General features: G+C 57.5%; 20 protein-coding genes and 2 pseudogenes. 6 read left to right on the forward strand and 16 right to left on the reverse strand.

Features of this window, described 5'->3' with window-relative positions:
- Positions 1 to 5 precede the first annotated feature (5 nt).
- Together EDD75_RS05830 and EDD75_RS05835 are read right to left on the reverse strand one after the other, a co-directional pair.
- Positions 6 to 2090 carry a molybdopterin-containing oxidoreductase family protein gene (locus EDD75_RS05830; RefSeq protein WP_123929430.1) on the reverse strand — a complete coding sequence of 695 codons (2085 nt, stop codon included), beginning with the start codon at positions 2088 to 2090 and terminating at the stop codon, positions 6 to 8.
- 104 nt (positions 2091 to 2194) lie between these two features.
- Positions 2195 to 2377: pseudogene (locus EDD75_RS05835) on the reverse strand (transposase); the annotation flags it as partial.
- A 346-nt stretch (positions 2378 to 2723) separates the two neighbouring features.
- Between EDD75_RS05835 and EDD75_RS05840 the strand changes: the two are divergent.
- From EDD75_RS05840 to EDD75_RS05855, 3 genes and pseudogenes are all read left to right on the forward strand, one after another.
- Positions 2724 to 3407, forward strand: a complete 684-nt coding sequence (locus EDD75_RS05840; protein ID WP_211328107.1) for a Crp/Fnr family transcriptional regulator — start codon at positions 2724 to 2726, stop codon at positions 3405 to 3407.
- Between the two features lie 790 nt (positions 3408 to 4197).
- Positions 4198 to 5280 (forward strand): annotated as a pseudogene (locus EDD75_RS11360) (sulfite exporter TauE/SafE family protein).
- 72 nt (positions 5281 to 5352) lie between these two features.
- Positions 5353 to 5544, forward strand: a complete 192-nt coding sequence (locus tag EDD75_RS05855) for a hypothetical protein (RefSeq protein ID WP_123929442.1) — start codon at positions 5353 to 5355, stop codon at positions 5542 to 5544.
- 346 nt (positions 5545 to 5890) lie between these two features.
- Here EDD75_RS05855 and deoC read toward each other — a convergent pair whose 3' ends face one another.
- Together deoC and EDD75_RS05865 are read right to left on the reverse strand one after the other, a co-directional pair.
- On the reverse strand, positions 5891 to 6583 hold the full coding sequence (gene deoC, locus EDD75_RS05860; RefSeq protein ID WP_211328108.1) for a deoxyribose-phosphate aldolase: 693 nt from the start codon (positions 6581 to 6583) through the stop codon (positions 5891 to 5893).
- A gap of 9 nt (positions 6584 to 6592) precedes the next feature.
- Positions 6593 to 7522 carry a D-alanine--D-alanine ligase gene (locus EDD75_RS05865; RefSeq protein WP_211328109.1) on the reverse strand — a complete coding sequence of 310 codons (930 nt, stop codon included), beginning with the start codon at positions 7520 to 7522 and terminating at the stop codon, positions 6593 to 6595.
- 265 nt (positions 7523 to 7787) lie between these two features.
- Between EDD75_RS05865 and EDD75_RS05870 the strand changes: the two genes are divergently transcribed.
- Positions 7788 to 8756: a SpoIID/LytB domain-containing protein gene (locus EDD75_RS05870; protein ID WP_123929448.1), complete on the forward strand. Its 969-nt coding sequence runs from the start codon at positions 7788 to 7790 to the stop codon at positions 8754 to 8756.
- 72 nt (positions 8757 to 8828) lie between these two features.
- On the opposite strand, the gene EDD75_RS05875 is transcribed toward EDD75_RS05870, so the two are convergent.
- The 8 genes from EDD75_RS05875 to EDD75_RS05910 all read right to left on the reverse strand — a co-directional run bounded on the left by EDD75_RS05875 (position 8829) and on the right by EDD75_RS05910 (position 17402).
- Positions 8829 to 9251, reverse strand: a complete 423-nt coding sequence (locus EDD75_RS05875) for a YidH family protein (RefSeq protein WP_211328110.1) — start codon at positions 9249 to 9251, stop codon at positions 8829 to 8831.
- A gap of 28 nt (positions 9252 to 9279) precedes the next feature.
- Positions 9280 to 10467, reverse strand: coding sequence for a phenylacetate--CoA ligase family protein (locus EDD75_RS05880; protein ID WP_123929455.1), 1188 nt, complete (start codon positions 10465 to 10467; stop codon positions 9280 to 9282).
- Entirely contained in the window at positions 10464 to 11255 is a 792-nt protein-coding gene (locus EDD75_RS05885) for an ABC transporter ATP-binding protein (protein ID WP_123929458.1), read from the reverse strand. The genes EDD75_RS05880 and EDD75_RS05885 overlap by 4 nt, the downstream gene beginning before the upstream one ends.
- 180 nt (positions 11256 to 11435) lie before the next feature.
- Entirely contained in the window at positions 11436 to 12647 is a 1212-nt protein-coding gene (locus EDD75_RS05890) for an ABC transporter substrate-binding protein (protein ID WP_123929461.1), read from the reverse strand.
- Between the two features lie 102 nt (positions 12648 to 12749).
- On the reverse strand, positions 12750 to 13817 hold the full coding sequence (locus EDD75_RS05895) for a branched-chain amino acid ABC transporter permease (protein WP_211328111.1): 1068 nt from the start codon (positions 13815 to 13817) through the stop codon (positions 12750 to 12752).
- A gap of 4 nt (positions 13818 to 13821) precedes the next feature.
- The gene (locus EDD75_RS05900) at positions 13822 to 14700 is read right to left on the reverse strand and encodes a branched-chain amino acid ABC transporter permease (protein WP_123929464.1); all 879 of its coding nucleotides are present in this window, start codon (positions 14698 to 14700) and stop codon (positions 13822 to 13824) included.
- Positions 14701 to 16629: a long-chain fatty acid--CoA ligase gene (locus tag EDD75_RS05905; RefSeq protein WP_245963085.1), complete on the reverse strand. Its 1929-nt coding sequence runs from the start codon at positions 16627 to 16629 to the stop codon at positions 14701 to 14703. It lies immediately after the preceding gene.
- Entirely contained in the window at positions 16626 to 17402 is a 777-nt protein-coding gene (locus tag EDD75_RS05910) for an ABC transporter ATP-binding protein (RefSeq protein WP_123929467.1), read from the reverse strand. The genes EDD75_RS05905 and EDD75_RS05910 overlap by 4 nt, the downstream gene beginning before the upstream one ends.
- A gap of 222 nt (positions 17403 to 17624) precedes the next feature.
- Here EDD75_RS05910 and EDD75_RS05915 point away from each other — a divergent pair, with 222 nt between their 5' ends.
- A complete protein-coding gene (locus tag EDD75_RS05915; RefSeq protein WP_123929470.1) occupies positions 17625 to 18182 on the forward strand; it encodes an O-acetyl-ADP-ribose deacetylase in 558 nt (185 codons plus the stop codon).
- Positions 18183 to 18303: 121 nt separating this feature from the next.
- On the opposite strand, the gene rmuC is transcribed toward EDD75_RS05915, so the two are convergent.
- The gene (rmuC, locus tag EDD75_RS05920; RefSeq protein ID WP_123929472.1) at positions 18304 to 19452 is read right to left on the reverse strand and encodes a DNA recombination protein RmuC; all 1149 of its coding nucleotides are present in this window, start codon (positions 19450 to 19452) and stop codon (positions 18304 to 18306) included.
- Between the two features lie 249 nt (positions 19453 to 19701).
- Here rmuC and EDD75_RS05925 point away from each other — a divergent pair, with 249 nt between their 5' ends.
- Positions 19702 to 20364, forward strand: coding sequence for a phosphatase PAP2 family protein (locus tag EDD75_RS05925; protein ID WP_170157743.1), 663 nt, complete (start codon positions 19702 to 19704; stop codon positions 20362 to 20364).
- 38 nt (positions 20365 to 20402) lie between these two features.
- Here the strand turns inward: EDD75_RS05925 and EDD75_RS05930 are convergent, their stop codons facing one another.
- From EDD75_RS05930 to EDD75_RS05940, 3 genes are all read right to left on the reverse strand, one after another.
- A complete protein-coding gene (locus EDD75_RS05930) occupies positions 20403 to 21656 on the reverse strand; it encodes a competence/damage-inducible protein A (RefSeq protein ID WP_211328112.1) in 1254 nt (417 codons plus the stop codon).
- A 170-nt stretch (positions 21657 to 21826) separates the two neighbouring features.
- Positions 21827 to 23305, reverse strand: coding sequence for an AAA family ATPase (locus EDD75_RS05935; protein ID WP_123929481.1), 1479 nt, complete (start codon positions 23303 to 23305; stop codon positions 21827 to 21829).
- Positions 23298 to 23846: a hypothetical protein gene (locus EDD75_RS05940; RefSeq protein ID WP_123929484.1), complete on the reverse strand. Its 549-nt coding sequence runs from the start codon at positions 23844 to 23846 to the stop codon at positions 23298 to 23300. The genes EDD75_RS05935 and EDD75_RS05940 overlap by 8 nt, the downstream gene beginning before the upstream one ends.
- Between the last annotated feature and the right edge of the window lie 76 nt (positions 23847 to 23922).

A 23922-nucleotide genomic window follows, 5' to 3' on the forward strand; every position in this document is an offset into this window, starting at 1 on the left:
ACCTCCTAAAATGCCTTCTTAACCTTGACAAAAGCCTCAAAAAGAGCACCAGTATGGCTCCCATAACCAAACTTATCGAAGAGGCCCCTCAAGAACTTGGCTTCGTTGAGCCCTTTGCCGAATGACCTCGTTTTAACTGGAACCTCATTTTCAAACCCGCGATACATAAAGACAACCTCAGGATGTATAAAGGGCGTGACCTTGGCACGGATTCTGCCTGTGTAATCGACAGAGGAAACCTCAACAAAGTCACCATCCCTTATCCCAAGCCTTTTTGCAGCCTCATCGTTGATCCACAGCTCGTTTTCTGGAATTATCTCGTTTAGATACTTGTTGTTGTGCGTCTGCACATGAGTATGAACAGCCACCCTTCCAAACACCAACCTGAACTCACCCTCTTTTGGCGTGGGTGGTTCTTTGAATGGATAGAAGTACGGAACATCCCTCTCCTTCATCTTGCTTGAGAGGATCTCAATCTTGCCCGAAGGTGTCTTGAACTTAAGCTCATCCTTGTTCCATATGACAGGGTCCTTGCATAACGAAACCTGGCCCGTCTTGTCAAAGTCCTCAATCTTTATTCCAGTACCTGCAAGTTGGTAGTTCCAGATATCCTCTATGGTTTCGTACGGTAGGTACTCTCCAGCCCCCATCTTTTTGGCAAGTTTTACAAATATCTCCCACTTTGGCTTTGTATCATAAAGTGGTGGAATAGCCTGTCTCCGCATGATTAAAGTTGGTTTTACTCCCCTCTGAAGCCCAATGATGTCATCTCTTTCAAGATATGTTGACTCAGGCAATATCACGTCAGCATACCAACCTGTAAGTGAGTAGTTCACATCTACGTCCACAATTAAATCAAGGTTTGCGATAAGCTCCTTGATGTCTGCATCAGGTAGCCCTGCAAATGGATCGTATCTAACTACGAATAGAGCCTTAATAGGATATGGCTCTTGAGTCTTTATTGTCTTAAAGAGATGAAGTGCATGTCCTGCACCGTCATATAGGAAACCTGGGGGAAGTTCTGCCTCAAGCCTTTTGTGTTCTGGGGCTGGTATTCTGTCAAGGAGGCTGTTCAGCGGCTTAGCACCAACTTCCTTGGGTGACTTCGCAAGAAGAAGTCCACCTTTTTGTTCGATACTTCCAAGAAGCGCATTAAGAATAACTATAGCCCGGGCATTATAAAAGTAATCCATATAACGTCCTGCAAACCATCCTGGGTAGAGGATCACCCGGGGTTTGTCAGCCGCAAGTTGTCTTGCAAGATCTATAATTTCATATGAAGGGATGCCTGTTTGCTGTTCTGCCCACTCAGGTGTGTAAGGCTTTATGAAGTCTTCAAGATCACTTAAACCAGAGACATACCTGTCGACGAAACTCCGATCGAAAAGGTTTTCCTTTAATATCACATGAATTAGTGCAAGGTTTAATGCATAATCGGTTGCAGGTCTGATCATCAAAAACTTAGTTGCCTTAGCAGCAGTCTTCGTAACCCTTACGTCGATATAAGTTAACTTTGCCCCATTTTCAAGGGCCTTGATAATGTTATTTACCTCTCTTACAGCCAATGCCTCAAAAGCATTCCGCCCGTAGAAGACAATGTGCTTCGTATTAGCAAAGTCATATCCTATCTCCGGTCTTGCATACCCAAGCAAACTTTGATATGCAAGATCAACATTCTTTCTGCAAAAATCATCATGACTAAAGTAATTAGGAGAACCTATCGAACGCAAAAAGGCACGCTGGATCTCTCCGAACGGCCCCGTTCCACGATCAACAAGGGCTATAGCCTTTGCACCATACTGATCCCTTATTTTTGTCAGGGACTCTGCGATGTAATCGAATGCTTCATCCCAGGTTGCCCTTCTCCACTGTCCTGAACCCCTCGGTCCCGTCCTAATCATCGGATACTGAGGTCTCTGAGAATCATAAACAAGTGCCACCCCGGACGAGCCTTTGGCACAGAGGGCCCTCTCTATGCCAGGCACATACGGATTTCCTTCTACCCAAGTGATCCTTCCGTCAGTAACCTCAACCCTTACAGGACATCTTACAGAGCACATCCCACATACACTGAAGACCGACTTTTTCATAATCTACCTCCTCAGAAATACAGTTCCCCACTATCTTGTGACCGTACTCAAGACGGCTCCCAATGATGGAGGCCATTATGATCAGGGTCTCGACGTTGCGGTTAGCCTCTCGCCCTGGCCTTGGCCGCCTGAATGAGGTTGTTGATACCCTCCAGGATGCCGTTGCTGACGCAGGACTCGAACCAGTTGAGAATGCCGTCCCAGTGGTCTTTGACGGTGTAGGCCGCCTGGATCATGGGCACCAGCTTCGAGTGCGTGGCCCAGTAGTACCAGCGCTTCAGGAATTCCTCGCCCGAAGAAAGAAATAACTTTCACGCTCTTTCCCACTCTGTTTCCTTTCCAGGTCGATTTTAATACGCCATAAAACTGGAAAATGTCCCGGAGCAGACGGAAAACTGTCCCGTTCCCGACGCTGTTATGTCGCCCGGCCGACAGCCGGCCCAAACTTACCTCACCGGCGGAGGAAGGATTTTACCCCCCAGCGTAGTAGTATAGTTTTATGGTAGGGTAGTTTTGTGAATATTTTGTAAATAAAGTCACAGAAAAGAGAGCAGGATCACCAGAAAATCTTACCGCCCAACCGCAGAGGGAACTTCCCTGCTTCTTTAAGCGGGCGAAAGGAGGTGAAATCCCGTGGCCGAAACCGCGAAGGACCTGCTCCAGGGCGAACCGCTCTCGCTAAACGAGCGGGAGAAGGAACTCGTCCGCAAATCGGGGGTGACATTAAACTACCCCAAAGGGCACATCATCTTTGCCGCCGAAGAGATCGCCGACCGCGTCTACCTTATCGAAAAGGGTTGGGTTAAGATTTACCGTCTCTCGGCCGACGGCCGCGAAGTCACGGTGGGCAGCATCCGCAACCCCGGGGAAATGATGGGCCTTGCGGAAACGCTCTACCACGGGAAGCGGACCTGCTTCGCCGGCGCCATCTCGGATGTAACGCTTGTGGTGGTCACCAAGAAGGACTTTCTTGAGTTGCTCACCGACGAGCACTACTTTTCACTTAAGGTGGCCAAGCTCCTCGCCGCCCGGATGCGGGAGGCGGAAGCTATGGTCCACGAACTGGTCTGCTGGCAGGTTCCGGGCCGCCTGGCGCTGCTGCTGCTCAAGATTGGCGAGCGGTGCGGCATCGAGGAAGAGGACGGCATTAAGATTAAACTGCGCCTGACACACGAAGAGATAGCCGGCATGATCGGGACCACCAGGCAGACCGTCACCTCCCTGCTTAACACCTTCAAGAAGGAAAAATCGATCAACCTCGAGGGTCGAGAGATTAAAATCCTCGACCCGAAGAAGCTCGCCAGCTGGATCGTTTAAGTAACCACTTTCAGCTGTAAAATTCCCCCCGTAATTGCGGAGACCGCCCGGAAGGTAGGCGGTCTTTTTATTTTTGTCGCTCAACCGACATCGTGTTGTCTACCGTTTGACAATAATTCGTCTCACGGGCGACAACATGTGCCGTTTGAGAGATGATACCCTAAGAATGGGTGCACGTGCTCACAAGCGCAAGGGAGGTGAAAAAACAAAGATAACGCCGCAAAACTCTGCCGTCTCACAACCACTGTTCAATAGGGAGGGAAAAGAAGGAATGAAGCGTCTGTGGCTTTTGGCAGTCGTGGTCCCGCTAGTGTTGGTCTGCTTTCTTTTTCCGGGGCGCGGCCTTGCGGCGGACACCGTAACGATACAGGTTGACAAGACCACGCTCCAGAACGGCGGCACCATCACCGTCACCGGCACGGCCCCGGCAGGAAAGCCCGTCTACCTTGAACTTTACAGCGAAGACAGAGTGCGGGCCTCTTATTTCGACAATAAGAAGGACCCCAAAACCGGCAAAATTCCCTATATCCTCTACATGACGAAGGAGATGCCGGCCTACTACAAGATTTTTGTTCCCGTAGAGAAAAAGGCCGAACTCGACCGGATCAAGCAGCAGGGAAAAGACTGGAAGTACTCCGAAGCGCTGAAGCAACTCGGGGCAGACGTGGCCTACAGCGCTCCTGCCAAGATCAGCATCGACCGGTACCAGGCAAGCATTATGGCGAGCATCATTGGGTCGCGCGGTAAGCTCCTGCCCCCGCTGAACGAAAAGGAGAACAAAAAGCGTTCGATGCAACTCGCCAAGGCCCGCTTCCGGAGCCCCGGCAAGCTGCTGGCGGCCGCGGTTGAAACCAGCCCCGACGGCACCTACAGCGCGAAGATAACCATCGAGAAGGGCTCCCCGCCCGGCACGTATAAGATAGTGGCGGTAGCCGGCAAAAAGCTCAAGAGCGAACCGGTAACCATCGAAAACCGCATCAGCTTCCCGATGGTTTACCTAAATAATGCCGGCACCAGCGTCAATCTCTTCGGACCCTTCCTCCTGACGTTGGCTATCGCCACCTTTGGCGTCCTGATGGGTGCAGGCGGCGGGTTCATCCTTAACCCGCTCCTGGTTTCGCTCTGGCCGCTCCCCCACACGGTAGTGGCCGGTACGGTGATGCCCACCGTCCTGTTTTCGCAAGCTTCCGGTATCTACAATTATTCGAAGATCAACTTTATCAACTGGAAACTTGGTATCACCCTTGGCCTGGCGATGGTCGCCGGCGGCTTTATCGGGCCCAAGCTCACCGAGTTGATCACTCTCGAACAGTTCAAATTCATCTTCGGCTGGATCCTCCTGGTCCTGGCAGCGCTGATGCTCTGGCAAACGACTCCCGCCTACCTCGAAAAGAACAAGAAGGAACAGGCGATCCTCAAGGAGTTCAAGAAGCGCGCCGAGGAAGCCGCCAAGGCCAAGCAGGCCAAGAAGGAGGGGTAAGGGATGCGGATCGAGTTCTGGGGACAGGAATTCAAAGTAAACGTGGTTGCCGGCTGCATCGGTAGCTTCCTGATCGCCGTTGTCTCCTCAATGTTCGGCTTCGGCGGCGGGCCCTTCATGGTGCCGCTGCTAACCGTGGGGCTCGGCCTCCCGATGTACGTGGTGGTGGGCAGCTCGCTGTTAGCGATCTTCTTCAACACTCTGATGGGAACCGCCCGCCACTACATGTTCGGTAACTTTGACCTGATTCTCTTCCTCATCATGTTCCCCGCCGCCCTCTTAGGCGGCTATATCGGGCCGCAGATCGCCAAGCGCGTAAGCCCCATAGTAGTGAAAAGGATCGCGGTAGCCGGTCTTCTCCTCCTGGCGCTTAACCTGCTGGGTGTCTATTAAACTGTAAAACTCGCGCGCATCAAAAAAAGCCCCTGGTCGCCGGTAGACTTGGCGCCCAGGGGCTCCTCATTTTTGCTCTCTGTTACGTCAAGTTTCAACCTGGCGCTGCTACTAAATCTTCCCTGCCGGTTAGTGCGGGTGTTCGTGTTCTTCTGCGTGGTGGTCGTGATCGAGATGCAGGTGGCTATGATCCCCGTCCGCAGGATGCACATGTTCGTGCGTATGGGTGACCGCAGGGTGAACGTGCTCGTGCTCGTGCACTAAGTTCCCGTGCCGGTGGGGGTGCGAGTGGCGCACCTCGGGATGGGTGTGCTCGTGAACGTGCCCCCCTTGCTTCTGACAGTGTGGCATAGGTCTTACCTCCTCCGTGGAAGTTTTGCCGCTCTCCGTAAGCGGCTTAATTTACTTCCAGGATACAACACGTGGCGCCCAAAAACAAGCCGGGGGCCCCAAAACTCTGGTAACATTTTTGGCGCTAAACCTTAGCACCGGCCACGCGGCCCTCAGGGGGAAAAGAGGTACCAGAGCACCACCAGGCCCACCAGACCTGCAATCAGGAGGAAAAGCTTCCAGTTCATTTTTATACCCCTCTCGGTCATTTGTTGCTAAGCTACAAGCACCGCCCTTTTTCGCCCCATTCTTGCATCAGCCGGACACCGGAACTCGTCCCGATCCGGTTGGCTCCTGCAGCAATCATCCGGAGGGCCGTCGCCAAATCGCGGATACCTCCCGCCGCCTTCACACCGAGCTTGTCCCCAACAGCGGCACGTAGCAAGCGGACATCCGCTTCGGTCGCACCGCCTGGCCCAAAACCGGTGGACGTCTTCACAAAATCCGCGCCGCACGCCACGGCAAGCCGGCAGCCGAAACGCTTTTCTTCTTCTGTCAGAAGCGCCGTTTCAAGAATCACCTTGATCACGGCCCCTGCCGCAACGGAACGGGCGGCGCTTATCACCCGCCGCAGCTCGTCCTCAAGATAGGTGGCGTCTCCTTCCTTGAGGGCACCTAAATGAGGCACCAGATCAAACTCTACCGCCCCGTCGCGCGCCGCCTGCTCCGTCTCGGCAACCTTCGTAGTTATACTTGTCGCCCCGAGGGGAAAACCGATCACGGTGCAGACCTTAACCCCGGAGCCCACTAACTCCCGTACCGCTAACGGTACGTAGGCAGGGTTCACGCAGACGGCCCCGAAGCCCCACGCGACCGCCTCAGCGCAGAGACGGCGGATGTCGCCGCGCCGCGCGTCGGGTTTGAGGAGCGTATGGTCGATCATCCGGGCGAATGTTTCCCGCGTCAGTTCCATAGCCGCCCCCTATTCCTCCTGTCCGAGCGCCAGCGCGATGAGCTTTTCTATCAGGTCGGCGAAGGAAATGCCCGCGGCCCGCGCCGCGTCCGGGAAGAGGCTCACCGCCGTGAGCCCGGGAATCGTGTTCACCTCTAAGATGTACGGCTTACCGTCCACGCCGGCGATAAAATCGATCCGGGAGAAGCCCCGGCAGCCAAGTAGTTTGTAGGTGGCCAGCGCTGCCGCGCCAATTTCTTCCTGAAGCCGGGCGTCGATTCGCGGCGGAATGATGTGGTCGCTCATCCCGGGGGTGTACTTGGCTTCATAATCATAGACCCCTTTGGCCGCAACAATCTCGATAAGTGGCAAAACGACGGGGCGTTTATTCCCTAAAACCGCCGCCGTTACCTCGACTCCCGGGATAAACCGCTCCACCAAGACCACCGGGTCGTAGCGGAAGGCTTCGGACAGTGCCGGTACCAGCCCTTCCTCGCGTTTAACAATGCTCATCCCGATCGAGGAGCCCTGGGTCGGCGCCTTTATCACCACCGGCAGGGGCATTGCTTGAAGAACCTGGGCCGCAAGAGATTCAAGCGCTGCGCCGTTTTGTTCGAGGGTGATAAAAGGTGGTGTCGGCAGCCCGGCTGCGGTTAGCATCCGTTTCGTAGCAATCTTATCCATCGCTAAGGCGCTCGCCAGGATGCCCGGCCCCGTATAGGGAATGCCGAGCACCTCTAACAGCCCTTGAATGCTCCCGTCCTCGCCGCCCTTCCCGTGGAGGGCGATAAAGGCAACGTCGGGGCGAACCGCGCGGAGTCGTTCCGCCACGTCAGGCCCCACGTCGATCTTCACCGCCTCCCGGTCTTTCTCGCGCAGCGCCTGGTAGACAGCTTCGCCCGACTTGAGCGATATCTCCCTTTCCGCCGAGCGGCCACCGAACAACACTGCTACCCGCACCCTGGAAGACCTCCCCTTGTCCATAGTTTTACTGCTGCGTCAGATATGGGTGCCCCTTTGGGCGTGTACAGAGCCACCGCTGCCGGCGCTGCAGATGCCGTCCGTCCTGCGCCCCGGCCAACGCACCCCAGATTCCCCTTCCAGTCTATTCTGCTCCGGTAACCGAAATCCCTCCGGCAGACGCAAAATTTTGACCGCCCCCTATAAAACCGCTTCCCTTCGGGGCAACCTATACCCGAAAGAACTTCCCAAAGGAGCGATCGCCATGGGCAGGTTCCGCTGGTTGTCGTTGCTTTTAACGTTCGTCCTTCTCACCGGGTTGACCGCCGGCTGCACGCCGGGTGCAGCCCGCAAGCCAGTTGCCAAGCCGGATATCCCGAAGGAGATCAGCCGGGGGCCGGGAAGAGAGCCCCGGATCAAAGTTTTTATCGTCGAAACCCGAACCATAAAAGAGATGCCGCTTGAGGACTACGTGATGGGAACAATAGCGGGGGAAATGAAAAACTGGTTCCCCCACGAAGCCTTAGCCGCGCAGGCGATCCTGGCGCGCACTTACGCGCTGAAATTCGTCCAGGAAAAGAAGCACTCCTCCCTCAATCCTTCCGCTCATATTTCAACCTCCTTTGAAGAGGCACAGGCCTGGAACCCGCACAACATCAACTGGCGCATCCGCCAGGCAGTCCGCGCCACCCGGGGTAAAGTGGTAATCCATAACGGCCGGTACATCAACGCCTGGTTCCACGGTCACGCGGGCGGGATGACCGCCACCGCCAAGGAAGGGCTCAATTACGAGTATCCCGAACCGCCTTATACCAAGGTAGTCAGGTCGGGTGAGGGTCCGGATGCGCCCAAGGACTTTATCAGCTGGCGCGCCGTTTTCTCCAAGGCCGAGGTCACCGCAGCCTTAGAGAAATTAGGGCAGAGCCCCGGCGATTTTAGCACCATCACGATCTTAGAGCGCGGGCCATCCGGCCGGGCAACCAGGATGCGGATCGGCAATGCCGTGGTCCACGCCGCGACCCTCCGCACCGCACTCGGCAGCACCAGGATGCGCTCCACGCTTCTGACCAGCGCCCGGGTGGAGGGAGATAGCGTCATCTTCGAAGGAAAGGGCTTCGGCCACGGCGTGGGAATGAGCCAGTGGGGCGCGCGCGAACTCGCCCGTAAGGGAAGAACGGCCGAGGAGATTATTAAGTACTACTTCAAGGATGTGGATGTCGTTAAAATATGGTAAGCAGCCGGTTTACACCTCTTGGCGGAGATATTGAAGTGCAGGCGGTGGCTCCGCCCCAGGAGCGCTTTCTTCTTAGAAACCCGGACCGCTGCACCGGCAGTAGAAAAATAAAATGCCGATTACCACCAGCAAAAAGGCCACCGCCAGGAAATCGAGCGTCGCCGTCGGCCGGTAAATCTCGCGGCTGATCTGGTACCGGATTACCGCAAACCGCACCGCCGCCAGGACGATAAGGATGACCGCCCCGGCCATGAGGATCTCGCCTACGGTTCTTATTTTCCCCGAATAAAGCCATGCGGCACCCGCGCTGTTAGCAGGCACCAACGCCACCCACCGCACCAGCAAAAAACCAAAGGCGAGAATCCCCAGCGCCGTCCTGATCCACGCTAAAAAGGTGCGTTCGTTGGCCAGGTGCGCCCGCACGTGCGCCCGCTGGGCCTGCCCGGAAGTGGTTTTCTCTTGCAGCGCTCGGTCACCGACGCTTTTTTGCGGCACTACTTCGTCCCCCCCCGCCAAAAACCGGTCAGCGTTTATCCACCACCAAGGCATCGCCGATGGTGCCCGGAGGAACAAAAACCACTTCCGAACGCAAGCGGAGCCGCTCTTTCGCCCGCGCGGCAATCTGTGCGGCCAGGTCCGCCGTTCCTTCCGCACCCTCCACGAGTTCCGCCTCAAGGGTGAGTTCGTCGCGGAAGTCGCGCAGCGTCACTACCGCCCGCAAAGCCCGCACCGCCGCAAACTCTTCGGCCAGCGCCGCTACCTGGTGCGGGTAAAGGAAAAGACCCCGCACCTTTATCCCGTCCGCAGCTCGGCCGAGAACACCAACGAGCCGCTTCCCCGGACGCCCGCAGGGGCACGGCGCGCTGATAAAGGCGCTGAGATCCCCCGTAGCCAATCTTACGAGCGGGTAGGTTGCGTCGAGGAGCGTGACCACGATCTCCCCGGTCTCGCCTTCCGGAACCGGTTCACCCGTCTGGGGATCGACAATTTCTACCACCACGTCCCGGGCAACGTGGAGCCCCTGTTGCCCAGCGCACTCGTAGGCAACGCAGCCCGTATCGGCGGTGCCGTAGCCCTGAAAGACCATAATGCCGTATTTCTCCCGCAATAAGCGACGCAACTCTTCACGTAACTGCTCCGCCGTCACCCAAGCTCGCGCCAGCGCTAGCTCGGTAGCAAGCCCCATTTCCTCAGCTTTCTGCAAAAGGGCGTAGAGAAAGCTCGGCACCCCTACATAGCCTGTTACCCGGAGGTCACGCATAATCTGCACCTGAAGCGCCGCGTTGCCCACCCCTGCAGGGACAACAGTGCAACCGATGCTCCGGAGCGCCCCGTCAAACATAAAACCGGCGGGAGTGAGGTGGTAGGAAAAGGTATTCTGAACTACGTCTCCCGCCTTAAAACCCGCCGCCTCAAGCGCCTCCCGCCAGCGCCAGTAATCCTCCCCCTCACCCTGAGGGTCATAGATCGGCCCGGGCGAGGCGAAGATGCGCTGAAGCTTCTCCCGGGGCACGGCGAGAAAACCGCCGAAGGGCGGCGCCTCCTGTTGCCGCCGGCTCAGCTCCCCCTTCCGCGTCACCGGCAGTTTAGGCAGATCATTAACCTCCCGGATTGCCGCCGGCTCCAAACCCGCAGCCGTAAACTTGTCCCGCACCGCGGGTGAGTTTTCGTAGGCGTAGGTGATAAAAGCAGCGAAACTCGCAAAACTCATCCCAGCCACCTCTTGCGCCGCTTGTAATGTTTTACATTCCGGTAGCTTTTCTTCCCCACGTCTGTTAAGCCCAGGTAGAACTCCCGGACGTCTTCGTTATCCTTGAGCTTGGCTACATCCCCTTCGAGGACGATCTTGCCGTTTTCCATAATATAACCATAATCGGCGATCGAAAGCGCGATGTTGGCGTTCTGCTCCACCACCAGGATGGTGGTCCCTTCCTGCTGGTTAATTTCTTTGATAATCTTGAAAATTTCGGCCACGAGTAAGGGCGCCAGGCCTAAAGACGGTTCGTCGAGGAGCATTAGCTTCGGCCGCGCCATGAGCGCCCGCCCGATGGCTAACATCTGCTGTTCCCCGCCGGAAAGATAACCCGCAACCCGGTGCTTTAAATCCGCAAGGCGCGGGAAATAGTGGTAAACAAGCGCGAGGTCCTTTTTCAGATGGCGCCTGTCTTTCCGGGTGTAACTCCCCGCGATAAGGTTTTCCTCCACCGTAAGGTGCTCAAATACCCGCCGTCCTTCCATTACCTGGAAGATGCCCCGCCGGGCGATCTCCTCCGCGTCCCTGTTGGTGATATCCGCACCGCAAAACTCAATCGTCCCATCGGTCACCCTGCCGTTCTCCGCCTGCAACAAACCCGAAATCGCCTTCAGGGTCGTCGTTTTCCCGGCGCCATTTGAACCAAGCAGCGCCACAATCTTGCCTTCAGGCACGCTAAGCGACAGCCCCTTCAGGACCAAAATAACGCGGTCGTACACCACCTCCACGTTGTTCAAAGCCAGCAAGTTGATCCCCCCGTAAGTTCGCGGCGATTAGCCGCCTATCCTATCTAACAGTAATTCGCCCCGCAAGTTCCCGCCCCTGCTTCTACCATCAACCTCTAAAAACGCGGCCGCCGGTCGGAACCGGCACGGTTCCTTCAGTATCCCCAGCGGCCGCTACATTCCTCCAGCCACGAAAGCAGACTATTTATAACCGATCCAGTCGGTGAGGTACTCAAACCTACCGTTCTTAACCTCCGCCAAGCGCACCTTCTCGCTGCCGCGGTGGCTCTGGGCGGTGAAGGTGACGGGCGCGGAGAGCCCGCCGGTATCGAAATTCGCCAGGTTCTCTAGCCCTGCCTTGATAGCCTCACCCGTTACTTTATCGCCGGCGCGCTTGATGCCCTCGGTCATGATCATCGCCGAGGTCCAGCCCTGAATGAACTTCTGGTTCTTTTCCTCAAGCTTCTGCCCCTTGGCCGTGAGGTACTCCTGGATCACCGCCATTCCCGGAACCTTTTCGTACGGGAAGGCGAAAGGAATGACGCCGATGTAGCCCTCCGCCGCCGGGCCCGCTAACTTGATTACCTTCTCGTCGGCCGCCCAGTTGAGGCCGATGAACCTGGTGGACAGCCCATTCTTCTTCGCGTCCTTCAGCACCGTTGCGGCCAGGTTAGAAGTGCCCTGGATGATGGCGAAATCGGCCTTCTTTTGCTTCAGATCGAGCATCTGGGAAGTGGCGTCGAGGGCTTTGAGGTCGACAACCTCATCCGCCACGATGTCGATCCCGATCTGTGCCGCGTACTTCTTCGCGTCCGCAACAGGCGATTTACCGAAAGGCGTGTCGTTGTAAATCAGCGCCACCCGCGGCTTGCGTGACTCCTTCCAGTTATCCTTGATCCACTTGAGGGCAATCCGGGCCTGGTCGGAATAAGAGGCCGCGACCAAGAAGTTGTAAGGACAGAGGTTAATGTCGAGCAGCCCTTCGGAGTAGGAGCCCGAGATGTAGGGGATCTTATCCGCCGCGATCATCTGTTTGAGCGCCTCGGTGTCGCCGGTTCCCCAGCCGAGAATGGCCGCTACCTGGTCCTGTTTGACAAGCTTGTTGTAGGCTTCCAGGGCCTTGGTTTTGTCGTAGGCGTAATCGATATCGATGAGTTCCACCTGCCGGCCGTTGACCCCGCCTTTGCTATTCAGGTAATCAATGTAGGCTTTTGCGCCGTCAGCATAAGGTTGGCCGACGTCCGCCGTCGGCCCGGTAAGGTCGAAGATGCCACCGATCTTAACCGGCTCCTTCGTCTTCTCCGCAGTCGCCGGCCCCGTTGAGGGCGCCTCTTTCTTCCCGCAGCCGGTCGCTACTAAAGCCACGGCCAAACAGAGCACAAAAAACAGGCAAATGAGATGCCGCCCGCGCATTTTTTTCCTCCCTTCCCGATTAGATCGTTTTTGGAAACAACATCGCCTGTGGCTCGCACTTTCTGCGGCATTCGCCCGACGCCTCTCCTCACCTCCTCCCGGTTAGTAAGAGAAGGGCCAGAGCCGGAAGTAGTTCTTCACGTCCTTCCAGAGCTTGGCCAGCCCTTCGGGCTCGAAAATCAGGAAGAGGATAATGATCAGGCCAAAAAGAGCGGTCTGCATGGCCAGCAGCAGGTGTTCGATGTTCGGGAAAAAGGTCCCCAGGAAATCGGCCAGGGCCCGCAGGCCGATGGGTAAAAGCATCATAAAGACGGCGCCGTAAACCGAGCCCAAGACGCTTCCCAGCCCACCAATGATAATCATCGCCAGGTACTGGATGGAAACGTCGATCGTAAAATTCTCCGGGGTAATCACACGCGTATAGCCGGCCAAAAGCGCCCCGGCGGTGCCCGCGTAAAAGGAGCTTAGCGCAAAGGCCAGCACCTTGTAGCGGAGCAGGTTGATACCCATCACCGACGCCGCGATATCCCGGTCGCGCACCGCCATAAAAGCCCGCCCGACCCGGCTCCGGAAGAGGTTAAAGGTGAAGACTACGGCAAAGATAACCAGAAGGAGCACGAAATAGTAAAAAACCCGGTCGTTAGCGAGGGAATATGGGCCGAGACTTACCGGCTGGAGCACAATACCCGCCGATCCGCCCGTGAGCGAGGTCCAGTGAATGATCGTGAACTCGATGATCACCTGTGCCGCCAGAGTAGCAATGGCTAAGTAAAGGCCCTTCAGCCGGAGTGACGGGATGCCGAAAAGCGCACCCACCGCCGCCGCCGCCAGCCCCGCAAGCGGCAAAGCCGCCCAGAAAGAGAGGCCGAGCTTGGTGGTCAGCACACCGACCGTATAGGCGCCCACGCCGATAAAGGCGCCGTGACCGATCGAAATCTGGCCGGTAAAGCCGACCAGAATATTCAGGCCTAAAGCGCCGATCACCGCGATGGCCATAAGGTTTGCCACGCTGACGTAGTAAGGGCCCACCAGCAGGGGAAAGAGGAGGAGGCAGCCAATGATGGCGGCCACCTTAAGCTTTGCCGCCGGAGCGAAAAGAATGGCCATGTCCTCCTCATAGGAGGTGGTAAAAAGGCCGCAATCCATAGCGAAGGGAAACCTTAACCGCAAGCAATTACACCCTTTCAATGATTTCCTTGCCAAAAAGCCCGTAAGGCCTGATAAGCAGGATCAGGACCAGGATGACAAAGGGCGCTACCTCCTTCACCCCACCGCCGAAAATGGGATCGAGGTAACCACCCGCCAGATTCTCCAGAACCCCGATAATGAGCCCGCCGATGACGGCACCCGGAATGCTATCGAGCCCCCCGAGGATGGCCACCGGCAGAACCTTGAGCCCGAGGTGGGCCAGGGAGGAATTGACACCGTTGATGTTGCCGAGAAGGATGCCCCCCACCGCCGCCACCACCGCCGCAATCGCCCAGGTGATGGCAAAAACCCTTTTCACGCTGATACCCATGGAAAGGGCTGCCTGCTGGTCGTCAGCCACCGCCCGCATCACGATGCCGGTGATGGTAAACTTAAAGAATAAGGCGAAGATTATTAACAGGAGCAGCGCCAAGCCGAGTGACCAGAGATAAACCTGAGAAACCACGACCTCCCCTATCTGTACCGGCGTCTGCGGAAAGACCGGCGGAAAAACGCGGGTATCGGTCCCCCAGATAAACTGGATAATCCCCCGCATCAGGCTCGAAAGACCGATGGTCGCCATGATCACCGCGATCACCGGTTCCCCGATAAAGGGGCGGAGAACCAGACGTTCAACGAGCACACCGAGGAGCGCCGCGAAACAGAGGGTTAGGGCAACCGCCGGCAGGAAAGGCACCTGATAGGTAACCACAAGGGCGAGCGCCACGTAGGCCCCAACCAGCAGGAACTCGCCCTGCGCAAAGTTGATGCAGTCGCTTGCCTTGTAAATGAGAACAAAACCGAGCGCCACAAGGGCGTAAATGCTGCCCACTACGAGACCGGTAACCAAAAGCTGCAAAAACATTCAGGCCACCTCCGCTTCCGCCGGCGCAAGTTTTATCACCTTAAGTGCCGTCTGGACCAGACCCTCGCGGCCGTCCCGGTACTTCACCTTCGTTTCCACTTTGATCTCTGGCAGCCCCGCGTAAAGCCCTTCCACAAGGTTTGCGTATTTCTGGATCACAAAGCCCAGGCGCACCTTTCGCGTCCGGGTAAGCTCCTCGTCATCGGCGTCGAGCTCCTTGTGCAGGATCACGAAGCGCCTGATCTTGACCGCCGGCGGCAGGTCCTTGTTTACACGTTCGACTTCCTCCCGCACCAGGGCCAAAACCTCCGGCTTCTGCGAAAGGTCGACGTAGGTGGTGTAAGGGATGTGCCGGGCTTCCGCCCAGCGGCCGACGTTCGCCATATCGATGTTGATGAGGGCCACCACGAAGGGGCGGTCCTTACCGACCACCACCGCCTCCTTGATGTAGGGGCTGAACTTCAGCTTGTTGCTGATGTATTGCGGCGAGAAGATGCTCCCGTCTTTAAGGCGCAGCACATCTTTGAGCCGGTCGATGACCACCAGGTGGCCGTCCTCGTCCAGATAGCCCGCGTCCCCAGAATGAAGCCAGCCGTCGGATAGCGCCTCGGCAGTGGCCTCCGGGTTTTTGTAGTAGCCGAGAAAGACCGACGGGCTCCGGGAGAGGATCTCTCCGTTCGAAGCGATTTTAATCTCCGTTTCGGGAATCGGCTGGCCCACCGTATGAAACTTTATGTCGCCGTCCCGGTGAACCACCGAAATCCCGGCAATCTCTGTCTGCCCGTAAATCTGCTTGAGATTAACCCCCAGGGCGTGGAAAAACCGGAAGATCTCCGGCCCGAGCGCTGCTCCGCCGGTGTAGGCCCTTTTCAAGCGGTAGAGGCCTAAGTGGTCCTTGATGGCGCTGAAGACGAGCAACTCCCCCAACCAGTTGAGGAACCTAAGCCCCAAGGAGGGCTTCTGCTTTGCAAAACGGCAATCAGCAAGGCGGTACCCGTACCGCATAAAAAAGGAGTAAAGGCGCCGCTTGAGCCAGGTGGAGTCCTCAATCTTCACCTGCACCCGGGAGACGATATCCTCCCAGATCCGCGGCGGCGAAAACATCACGTGCGGGCCGATCTCGCGCAGGTTCTGCTGCACCGTCTCCGGCTCCTCGGGAAAGTTGACGGTGAAGCCAACCCAGAGGGCAGCCGAAACGGTCATCATCTGTTCGCCCATCCAGGCAAGGGGGAGAAAAGAAAGGTACTCGGCATCCGGACCAAGCGGGTCGACGGCCAGGAGATTCTTGGCCATCGCCAGCATGTTCCGGTGGCTGAGCATCGCTCCCTTCGGAAAGCCCGTAGTCCCGGAGGTGTAGGCGATGAGGGCCATATCGTTTTCCCGCCCCCGGGCAACCATCTCTTCGAAAAGCCCAGGCTTTTTTTCGTGTAACTGGGCGCCGAGTTTCTCCACCGACGGGAAATCCATCAAGTGCGGGTCCCGGTAATTTTTCAGCCCTTTCGGATCATAATAGATGATCCGTTCGACCCGCGGAATCTCCTCTTTTATCTCTAAGAGCTTGTCAACCTGCTCCTGGTCCTCCACCACCACAAAACGGCTGTCCGAATGGTCGATGACGTAGCTTACCTCGCGGGAGAGGGAGTCCTGGTAGATGCCTACCGAAATACCGCCGGCCGCCTGCGCTGCCAGCTCGGCGTAAACCCACTCCGGGCGGTTATCCCCGATGATCGCGAGCTTATCCCCCGGCTTAAAGCCGAGATGTACAAGACCCAGACAGAAGTTGCGGACGTGATCCAGGTACTCTTCCCACGTTACCGTCTGCCAGATGCCGAATTCCTTTTCCCGAAGCGCTACCTTCTTACGCAAGCGGCGCGCGTTACGTAACAGCAACTGCGGCATCGTTTCCGCTCGCATCCCGTCCGTTGTCACCGCTCAACCCCCATCTGCTGTCCGAGATACGCCTCAATAACCCGCGGGTTTGCCTGCACTTCGGCCGGCACCCCTTCGGCAATTTTACGGCCGAAGTCGAAGACCACAACCCGGTCGGAAATATCCATCACCACACCCATGTCGTGCTCGATAAGGATCATGGTGGTCCCCCACTCCTCCGCGATATCGAGGATAAAGCGCGCCATATCCTCCTTTTCCTCCGCGTTCATCCCCGCCATCGGTTCGTCTAAGAGCAGAAGCTCCGGCTCAAGCGCCAGCGCCCGCCCGAGCTCCACCCTTTTCTGGAGGCCGTAGGCCAGCATCCCCACCGGCTTCTGGCGCACGCTCTCGATTTCGAGGAAGTCGATAATCTCCTCCACCCGCCGCCGGTGGGCAACTTCCTCCCGCTGCGCGAGACCCCAGTAAAGGCCGCCGCTCAAAACGCCCGCGCGCATGTGGACATGGCGGCCAAGCATGATGTTATCGAGCACGCTCAAGTGTTTGAAAAGCTCGATGTTCTGAAACGTCCTGGAAATGCCGAGCTGGGCCCGCCGGTGCGGCGGCAGGCGAGTTATATCCCGGCCCTGAAAGATGATCCTGCCCGCGCTGGGACGGTAAAGACCGCTGATACAGTTAAGAAGGCTCGTTTTCCCGGCCCCGTTGGGCCCGATAATCGCGAGGATTTCGCCCTTGTTTACCTGTAGGCTTACGTTGCAGAGTGCAGTAACACCGCCGAAATGGAGTGATAGCTCCTCGATCGTTAGGAGTTTCAATTACCGCGTACCCCTTATCTCTCTTGGGGCGGAACCCTTTCCTCCGGGTTTCCCGCAAGATGCCTAACGGAGTTTTCTATTTCCACACCAACCGAGAAAATCCTTTTTCACCAAGCCAACATTTCTAATCCAAATCTTGACTCAAGCGCCACAATCTTGCTCCCAGGACAAGAAGTATGTTATCCTAAAAACAGAGTCAGCCCTGACGAAAGAGGTGTTACGATGGCTCTCGAAGCACTCAGCGGCAGGACAAAGATCATAATTGCCAAAGGAGATATCACCCAGGCGGATACCGAGGCAATCGTCAACGCGGCAAACCCGAGCCTTATGGGCGGTGGTGGTGTGGACGGGGCGATTCACCGCGCCGGCGGGCCAGCCATTCTCGAAGAATGTAAAAAGATCGTCGCCGAACAGGGGCCGTGCCGGACAGGACACGCGGTCATCACCACCGGCGGGAATCTGAAGGCCCGCTACGTCATCCATACCGTGGGGCCCCGCTGGATGGGCGGCAATGCCGACGAGGACGCGCTCTTGCGCCAGGCCTACCGGAGTTGTTTAGAACTCGCTGCGTCCCGCGGCATCAAGTCAATCGCCTTCCCCGCGATCTCTACCGGCGCCTACCGGTTTCCGAAAGAGCGCGCCACCCGGATCGCGCTTAGCACCGTTCGCGAATTTATCAAAGAGAAGCCGCTCGACGAGGTCCGCTTCGTCCTTTTTAGCGACGAAGACCTAAACGTTTATATCCGCACCTGGGAGGCATTGGAAGGCGAAAAGCCCTAACCGGACTCCTCCTGGTCCTCCAAGCCAACATGGACCCAAAGTTGGCGAAAAATGTCCCCCAGTTGCCGCTTATCCCTAACGCCGGAAGCGACACCGCCCACGCGATGGAAAATAAAAGTGCTCATCCCTGCGGCGCCCCGGCCTCTTCCGGCAACGCCACCCGGGTGCTCACCTGCAGCGCCGTAAGGCTGCTACTGATCCTACTCAAGTGCACACTCATCTCGCTGCGGGAATTGTTCAGCATCGTGAGCGCCTTGGCAAAGCGCCCCTCCAGCTCCTCCTGGAGCGCCGCCACGCCTTTTTGAAAAGCCTGCAGCGAACTATTTAACTTCTCTAAGTCCACATCCCGTGCCGTCCGCAGAATGGTCTGAAAAACCAGCAAAAGATACGGCAGAAACATACTGTACCCTACCAGCACCACGTTTTCCTGAAAGACCACCGCGTGGATACCGGAACAGAGATCGTAAACCGCGTCCGGCACCGCCACCACGCCGAAGTCGGTGGTGCGGCTCGGGTCAAGGTACTTCTTTATCTCCTTGGCCTTCGCCAAAACACTCTCCTCGATCTGCTTCTTTATCTTCTGCTGCTCATTGGGGTCCGCAGCGTTCATAAACTGCTCTAACAGCCCCGTTGCCGGCCACTTACTGTCAATCGGCAAAACGAGCCCGTTGGGCAGCTGCAGCCCGAACTCGACGACTTTGTTCCCCACCCGGAAGTCCCGCACCTGCCACTCCGGCGGCAGCTTTGCAAAAACGAGGTCCAGGATGTTCTCCCCCGCTACCCCTTTGGTATGTGTCCCGGCGATGATCGCCTCCAACCGCGCTATCGATGCCGCCGTCTTTTGGGCCAGCTCCTGCCGGGCTTTGGTGAGCGTCTGCAGCTCCGTCACCCCGTCTTTAGCCCGCGAGAGCTCCGCCTGCATGGCCGCCGCCATCTCGCGTAAAGCGCTGGTCGTAGCGCCAGTCTCCGCCAGTCCCGCGCGAAGCGCCTGCAGGGTCTGCCCCACCGCTTGCTGGTTTTGCTCCACCGTTGTCACCCGTTCGGCCAGCCCCCGCAGCTCGAGCTGCACCCCGCCCACCACCTGGGGCAAAGTTTCCAGGTGCGCCAGTTTCTCCGCCAGCACCGCCGCCTGGGTTTGCGTCGCCTGCACCATCTGGTTTAAGCTATTCAGAGTGCTGCGCAGATCCGCCCCTCCCCTGCGGAGCTGCAGGTAGAGGATGCCGGCGAGAAAAACCACCAACAAGCCCAGCAGGCCGAGAAAAATTTCCACCTGTAGCCCACTCTCCTTCCGGACCGGAGACCCGCAAATGTTCCTGCGCGGGAAAACGTTTTTTTATTTTATAAAAATAAAGACGGGAGCAGAAAGAAGCGCCCCTGCCGTATAATATAAACTGGTAAGGCGCCGGAAGAGCACCTTTTACCTGAAGCAGCCCCGGCGCAGCAGCGCGACCGATCAACCAACTCAGGTTAAGGGCCGCGCGTCGGGACTACCTGTCGAAGCGGTGTCAGAGCTATGAGGATGAAAAATGCAGTTCGCGGTAAAAAAGGCTCCGTGCCTTACCGTGACCCTGTTGGTCTCGCAACCATTATCTTCATTCTCTCTTTGTATTTTCTCTGCTACTTAGCCGGGGAGAGGCTCCAAGAACTGGCCTCTTTTGACCAAAAGGCCACCGCATGGGTAAAGGCGCTTATTCCCCCGTCAGCCGCCCCGGCCATGTTCTTCTTCTCGCTTATCGGTTCGGCAGTACCGGTTAGCCTTTTTACTGCTGGTATAGCCTTTTTCTGCCACCGCCGGAAACGCAACCGGGAAGCCACGGTCGTAGTTACGGCGGTTCTCGGCGCCTTCCTCCTCGAAGAGCTATTTAAAACGATTTTCCGGCGCCCGCGCCCTTACCTGGCGTCCTTCACGGGCGCTCATGGTTACAGCTTCCCCAGCGGCCACGCCACCGTCGCCGCCGCCATGGCTGTAGTTCTCGCCTGGTTATGGTACCGCCACGCCCGCAACAGACCATCTCGCTGGCTTGGGCCGGTAACAGGCTTGTTTCTATCCTTCTTTATCGGTGTAAGCCGCGTTTATCTCGGCGCCCACTACCCGAGCGACGTCCTGGCCGGCTTTATTCTCGGCACCGCATGGGGCGTGATGGTAGCGGCCTTCTTGCTACCACCCGCCGCAAAAGAGTAGCCAGCCACGTACTGGCAGCCCGGTCCCCTCGCAGTCCGTTACGGAGAGGAACCCCCATCATTTTCAAGCAGGTCGCGCAGCATCTTAAGCGCGGCGTTGGCCGCTCCCTGGCGGACGGCGAAGCGCCGCCCCGGAAAGTTGTATTTTTTCACCACGGTTTGGCCCGGCACGGCAACCGCAATATAAACCAGCCCCACCGGTTTTTCGGGTGTCCCGCCAGTCGGTCCGGCAATGCCCGTAATGCCGATGCCAGTATCCGTACATAGAAGCCGCCTCACCCCTTCGGCCATCGCCGCCGCCGTCTCCGGGCTCACGGCGCCCTTATCCCGGAGAATCTCCGTCTGGACACCGAGAATCTTTTCCTTCACCTTGTTGTCGTAGGCAACGATACCGCCCATAAAGTAGGCCGAGCTGCCGGGGACATCGGTCAGCCGGGCGGCCACCATCCCCGCCGTGCAGGATTCCGCCACCGCGATGGTATAGCCCTTCGCCGCCAAAAGCTTCCCGGCAACCTCTTCGATGCTTTCTTCGTCGTAGGCAAAGATGTAGTCGCCAAGCCGGGCGCGCACCTCTTTTAGCATCCTGGCCACCAGTTGCTGGGCCTCGGCCGCGTCACGCCCTACAGCGGCAATGCGGACGTGGACCTCCCCCGGTTTGGCGATATAACCAAGCTGGACTTTTTCTTTTCCCTCCAGGTCGCGGAGCAGGTCCTGAACGGCGTACTCGGCAATTCCCGTAACCCTGACCACGCGAAAATTTAAAACGCCGCCGCGGGCGAGACGCTTGGAAAGAAACGGCACCACGTGGTCTTCAAACATCGGCGTGAGCTCACGCGGCGGGCCAGGTAAGGAAACGATGATTTTGCCTTCTTTTTCGACGATGCATCCCGGAGCCGTCCCGGCCGCATTCGGCAGGACTATCGCTCCTTCGGGGAAATAGGCCTGCCGCGTGAGATTCTCCGGAACCGCCTGGCCCCGCCTGGCAAAATACTCTTTTATCCAGGAAAGAACAGTTTCGTTGCGAACCAGCGGCAGCCCCAGCACATCCGCAACGGCCGCCAGGGTGAGGTCGTCACTAGTGGGGCCGAGTCCCCCGGTAGTGATAATCAGATCGGCCCGCCTGAGGGCTTCCCGGAGAGCGCTCGTTAACCCCTCCCAGTCGTCGCCCACCGTCGTATGCCGGACAATCTCCACGCCGAGGGCGGCCAGCTCCTGCCCGAGACACTGCGCGTGGGTATTAAGCACCTGCCCTAAGAGTAACTCGGTTCCCGTAAAGATAATTTCTGCCCGCACCGCAACCACCTACTCAAGTTAGCGACTTATTTCACTAATTCGCAAAAGAAAGCCGATTCCCTGCCTGATATTTTATAACACCGAAAAACTTTTTCATCCGGAAAACCCACCCCAAAAAATCCGGAAGCAAAATTCTACAACCGGCTAAGATACAAATTCGGCCGGGCGGTTCACCCGGCCATCTCCTGGGTTACCAGGGCTTGAAACTCTTCTCCCGAAAGGCGCTCCTCATTCATCAACCGCCTCGCGATGCGGACGAGCAACCCCTTCCGGGCCTCAAGATAGCGGCGCACCTCTTCCTCCCGCTTCCTGATTACGTCCGTGAGCACCCGGTGGCGGACCGTATCGGGAAGCTCCGCCATAGCTACCACGCCGAGTTCGGACATCCCCGCCCGCACCATCGTTTCCGCAACGCTGATCGCCTGCTCAAAGTCGTTCGTAGCACCGGTGCTCCGGCTACCGAGCACGACTTCCTCGGCGATCGCTCCTGCCAGTAGAACCGAGAGGCGGTTTTCAAGCTGCTCCTGCGTGTAAAGGTAGTTATCATTTTCACTTTTCTGGCGGAAATAGCCAAGCGCACCGCCGCGCGGCGTAACCGTAAGCGTAGTAACTGAACCGGGTTCCTTCGCCTCGCTCAGCAGAGCATGCCCCGTCTCGTGCACCGCAACCCGCCAGAGCTCGTCCCGGGTCGGCCGCCGGTCAAGCTTATCCCCTAGCAAGACTTTCTCCACTGCCTCCACAAAGTGGCGGTGGTGAATCTCCCGCAGACCTTCGCGCATAGCGAGGATCGCCGCCTCGTTGGCCAGGCTTTCAAGGTGCGCGCCCGAAAAACCGAAGGTTTCTTTGGCCACAACCGCTAAATCCACATCGGCCGCCAGAGGCTTATTCCGTGTATGCAGCCGCAAGATTTCGAGCCGCCCCTCGCGGTCCGGGAGCTCCACCCGCACCTGGCGGTCAAACCGGCCGGGGCGCAAAAGCGCCGGGTCCAGGAGATCGGCGCGGTTGGTCGCCGCGATAACGAGGATATGCACCGTATCGTCCGCCTTGATGCCGTCCATCTCCACCAAGAGCTGGTTCAGCGTCTGGTCGTACTCGAGGTGGCTGGTCACCTTTCCCCGACGCGAACCTAAAACGTCAATCTCGTCGATGAAAATGATGGCGTTCTTCTTCCCGCTTTGCTGCGCCTTCTCCCGGGCGGTCTGAAAAAGGCGCCGTACCCGCTGCGCGCCGACACCCGCGTACATCTCGACAAATTCCGACCCGCTCGCAGCGACGAAAACCGCGTCCGTGTAGCCGGCCGCCGCCTTCGCGAGCAAGGTTTTACCGGTCCCCGGCGGGCCCGTCAAAAGAATCCCCTTGAGCGGCCTGATTCCTAAATGGCGGGCGCGGTTATAGTTCTTGATGAAGTCGAGCGCCTCCCGCAGCTCTTTGATCGCCGTAGCTTGGCCCCCGACGTCGTCGAAAGATACGGTCGCCTCGCCCCCGCCCTCGGTTACGGCAAAGTTTTTCACGAGCCCCTTGACCCGGACAAAATAGTAGAAGGCGGCAGCAGTCACCCCGAGAACCACCAAGGGGCCAACGTTGTAACCGTTGGCCAACAGGAAGATGAGCAAGGCCACCCCGAAACCGATCCCGAGTTCTTTATGCATAAGGGGCGGCACCTCCCGTCGCTTGCGGGGATTCACTCCGGCAGATCACCGCCGCTAGAAAGTGGTCCCCTCTGGTCAGCGTTACGTAAAGATTCTCGTTGTCGATGTAGATCCGCGCCTCCGCCCCTGCCGCCTGGGCATAGCGGCTAACCTCCCTCTCCATTTCCCTGAAGGACCCCTGCGCGAGGGCCTGGTAAATGACGAACTGGCTCCGGTAAAAAACCTCCTCTAACACTGCGTCCCGGTTGTCGGCAATCCTCAGGATAAAAGGCCGGTTACCTAACGCCTCACCTGTCAGGTGCTTGAGCTCCTGGTAGGTAAGCATCAGGTTTCCCGGCGCGCGGAGACGCACGGTCACCACAAGCTGCCCGTTTTCCGTACCGACCGCGAAATCGGCGACCTGCGGCTGCTTTGCCAACGCCTGATAAAGTGCCTGCTGGTAGCCGTACTTCTCATAAAGAAACTGGCCTCCAAAAAGGCAGACCAGCCCTATACCCAGCGCTACCAGAATCGCCTTTATCCGCAGTCCGTGCCAGACCACCGCAACTCACTCCTACCACAAAACAACTTTTTTATTCTGACCGATTGATTATAACATGTCCGGACGCCCTTTTTCC

Origin of the sequence: Thermodesulfitimonas autotrophica (assembly GCF_003815015.1) — a bacterium.
Lineage (GTDB): Bacteria > Bacillota > Desulfotomaculia > Desulfotomaculales > Ammonificaceae > Thermodesulfitimonas > Thermodesulfitimonas autotrophica.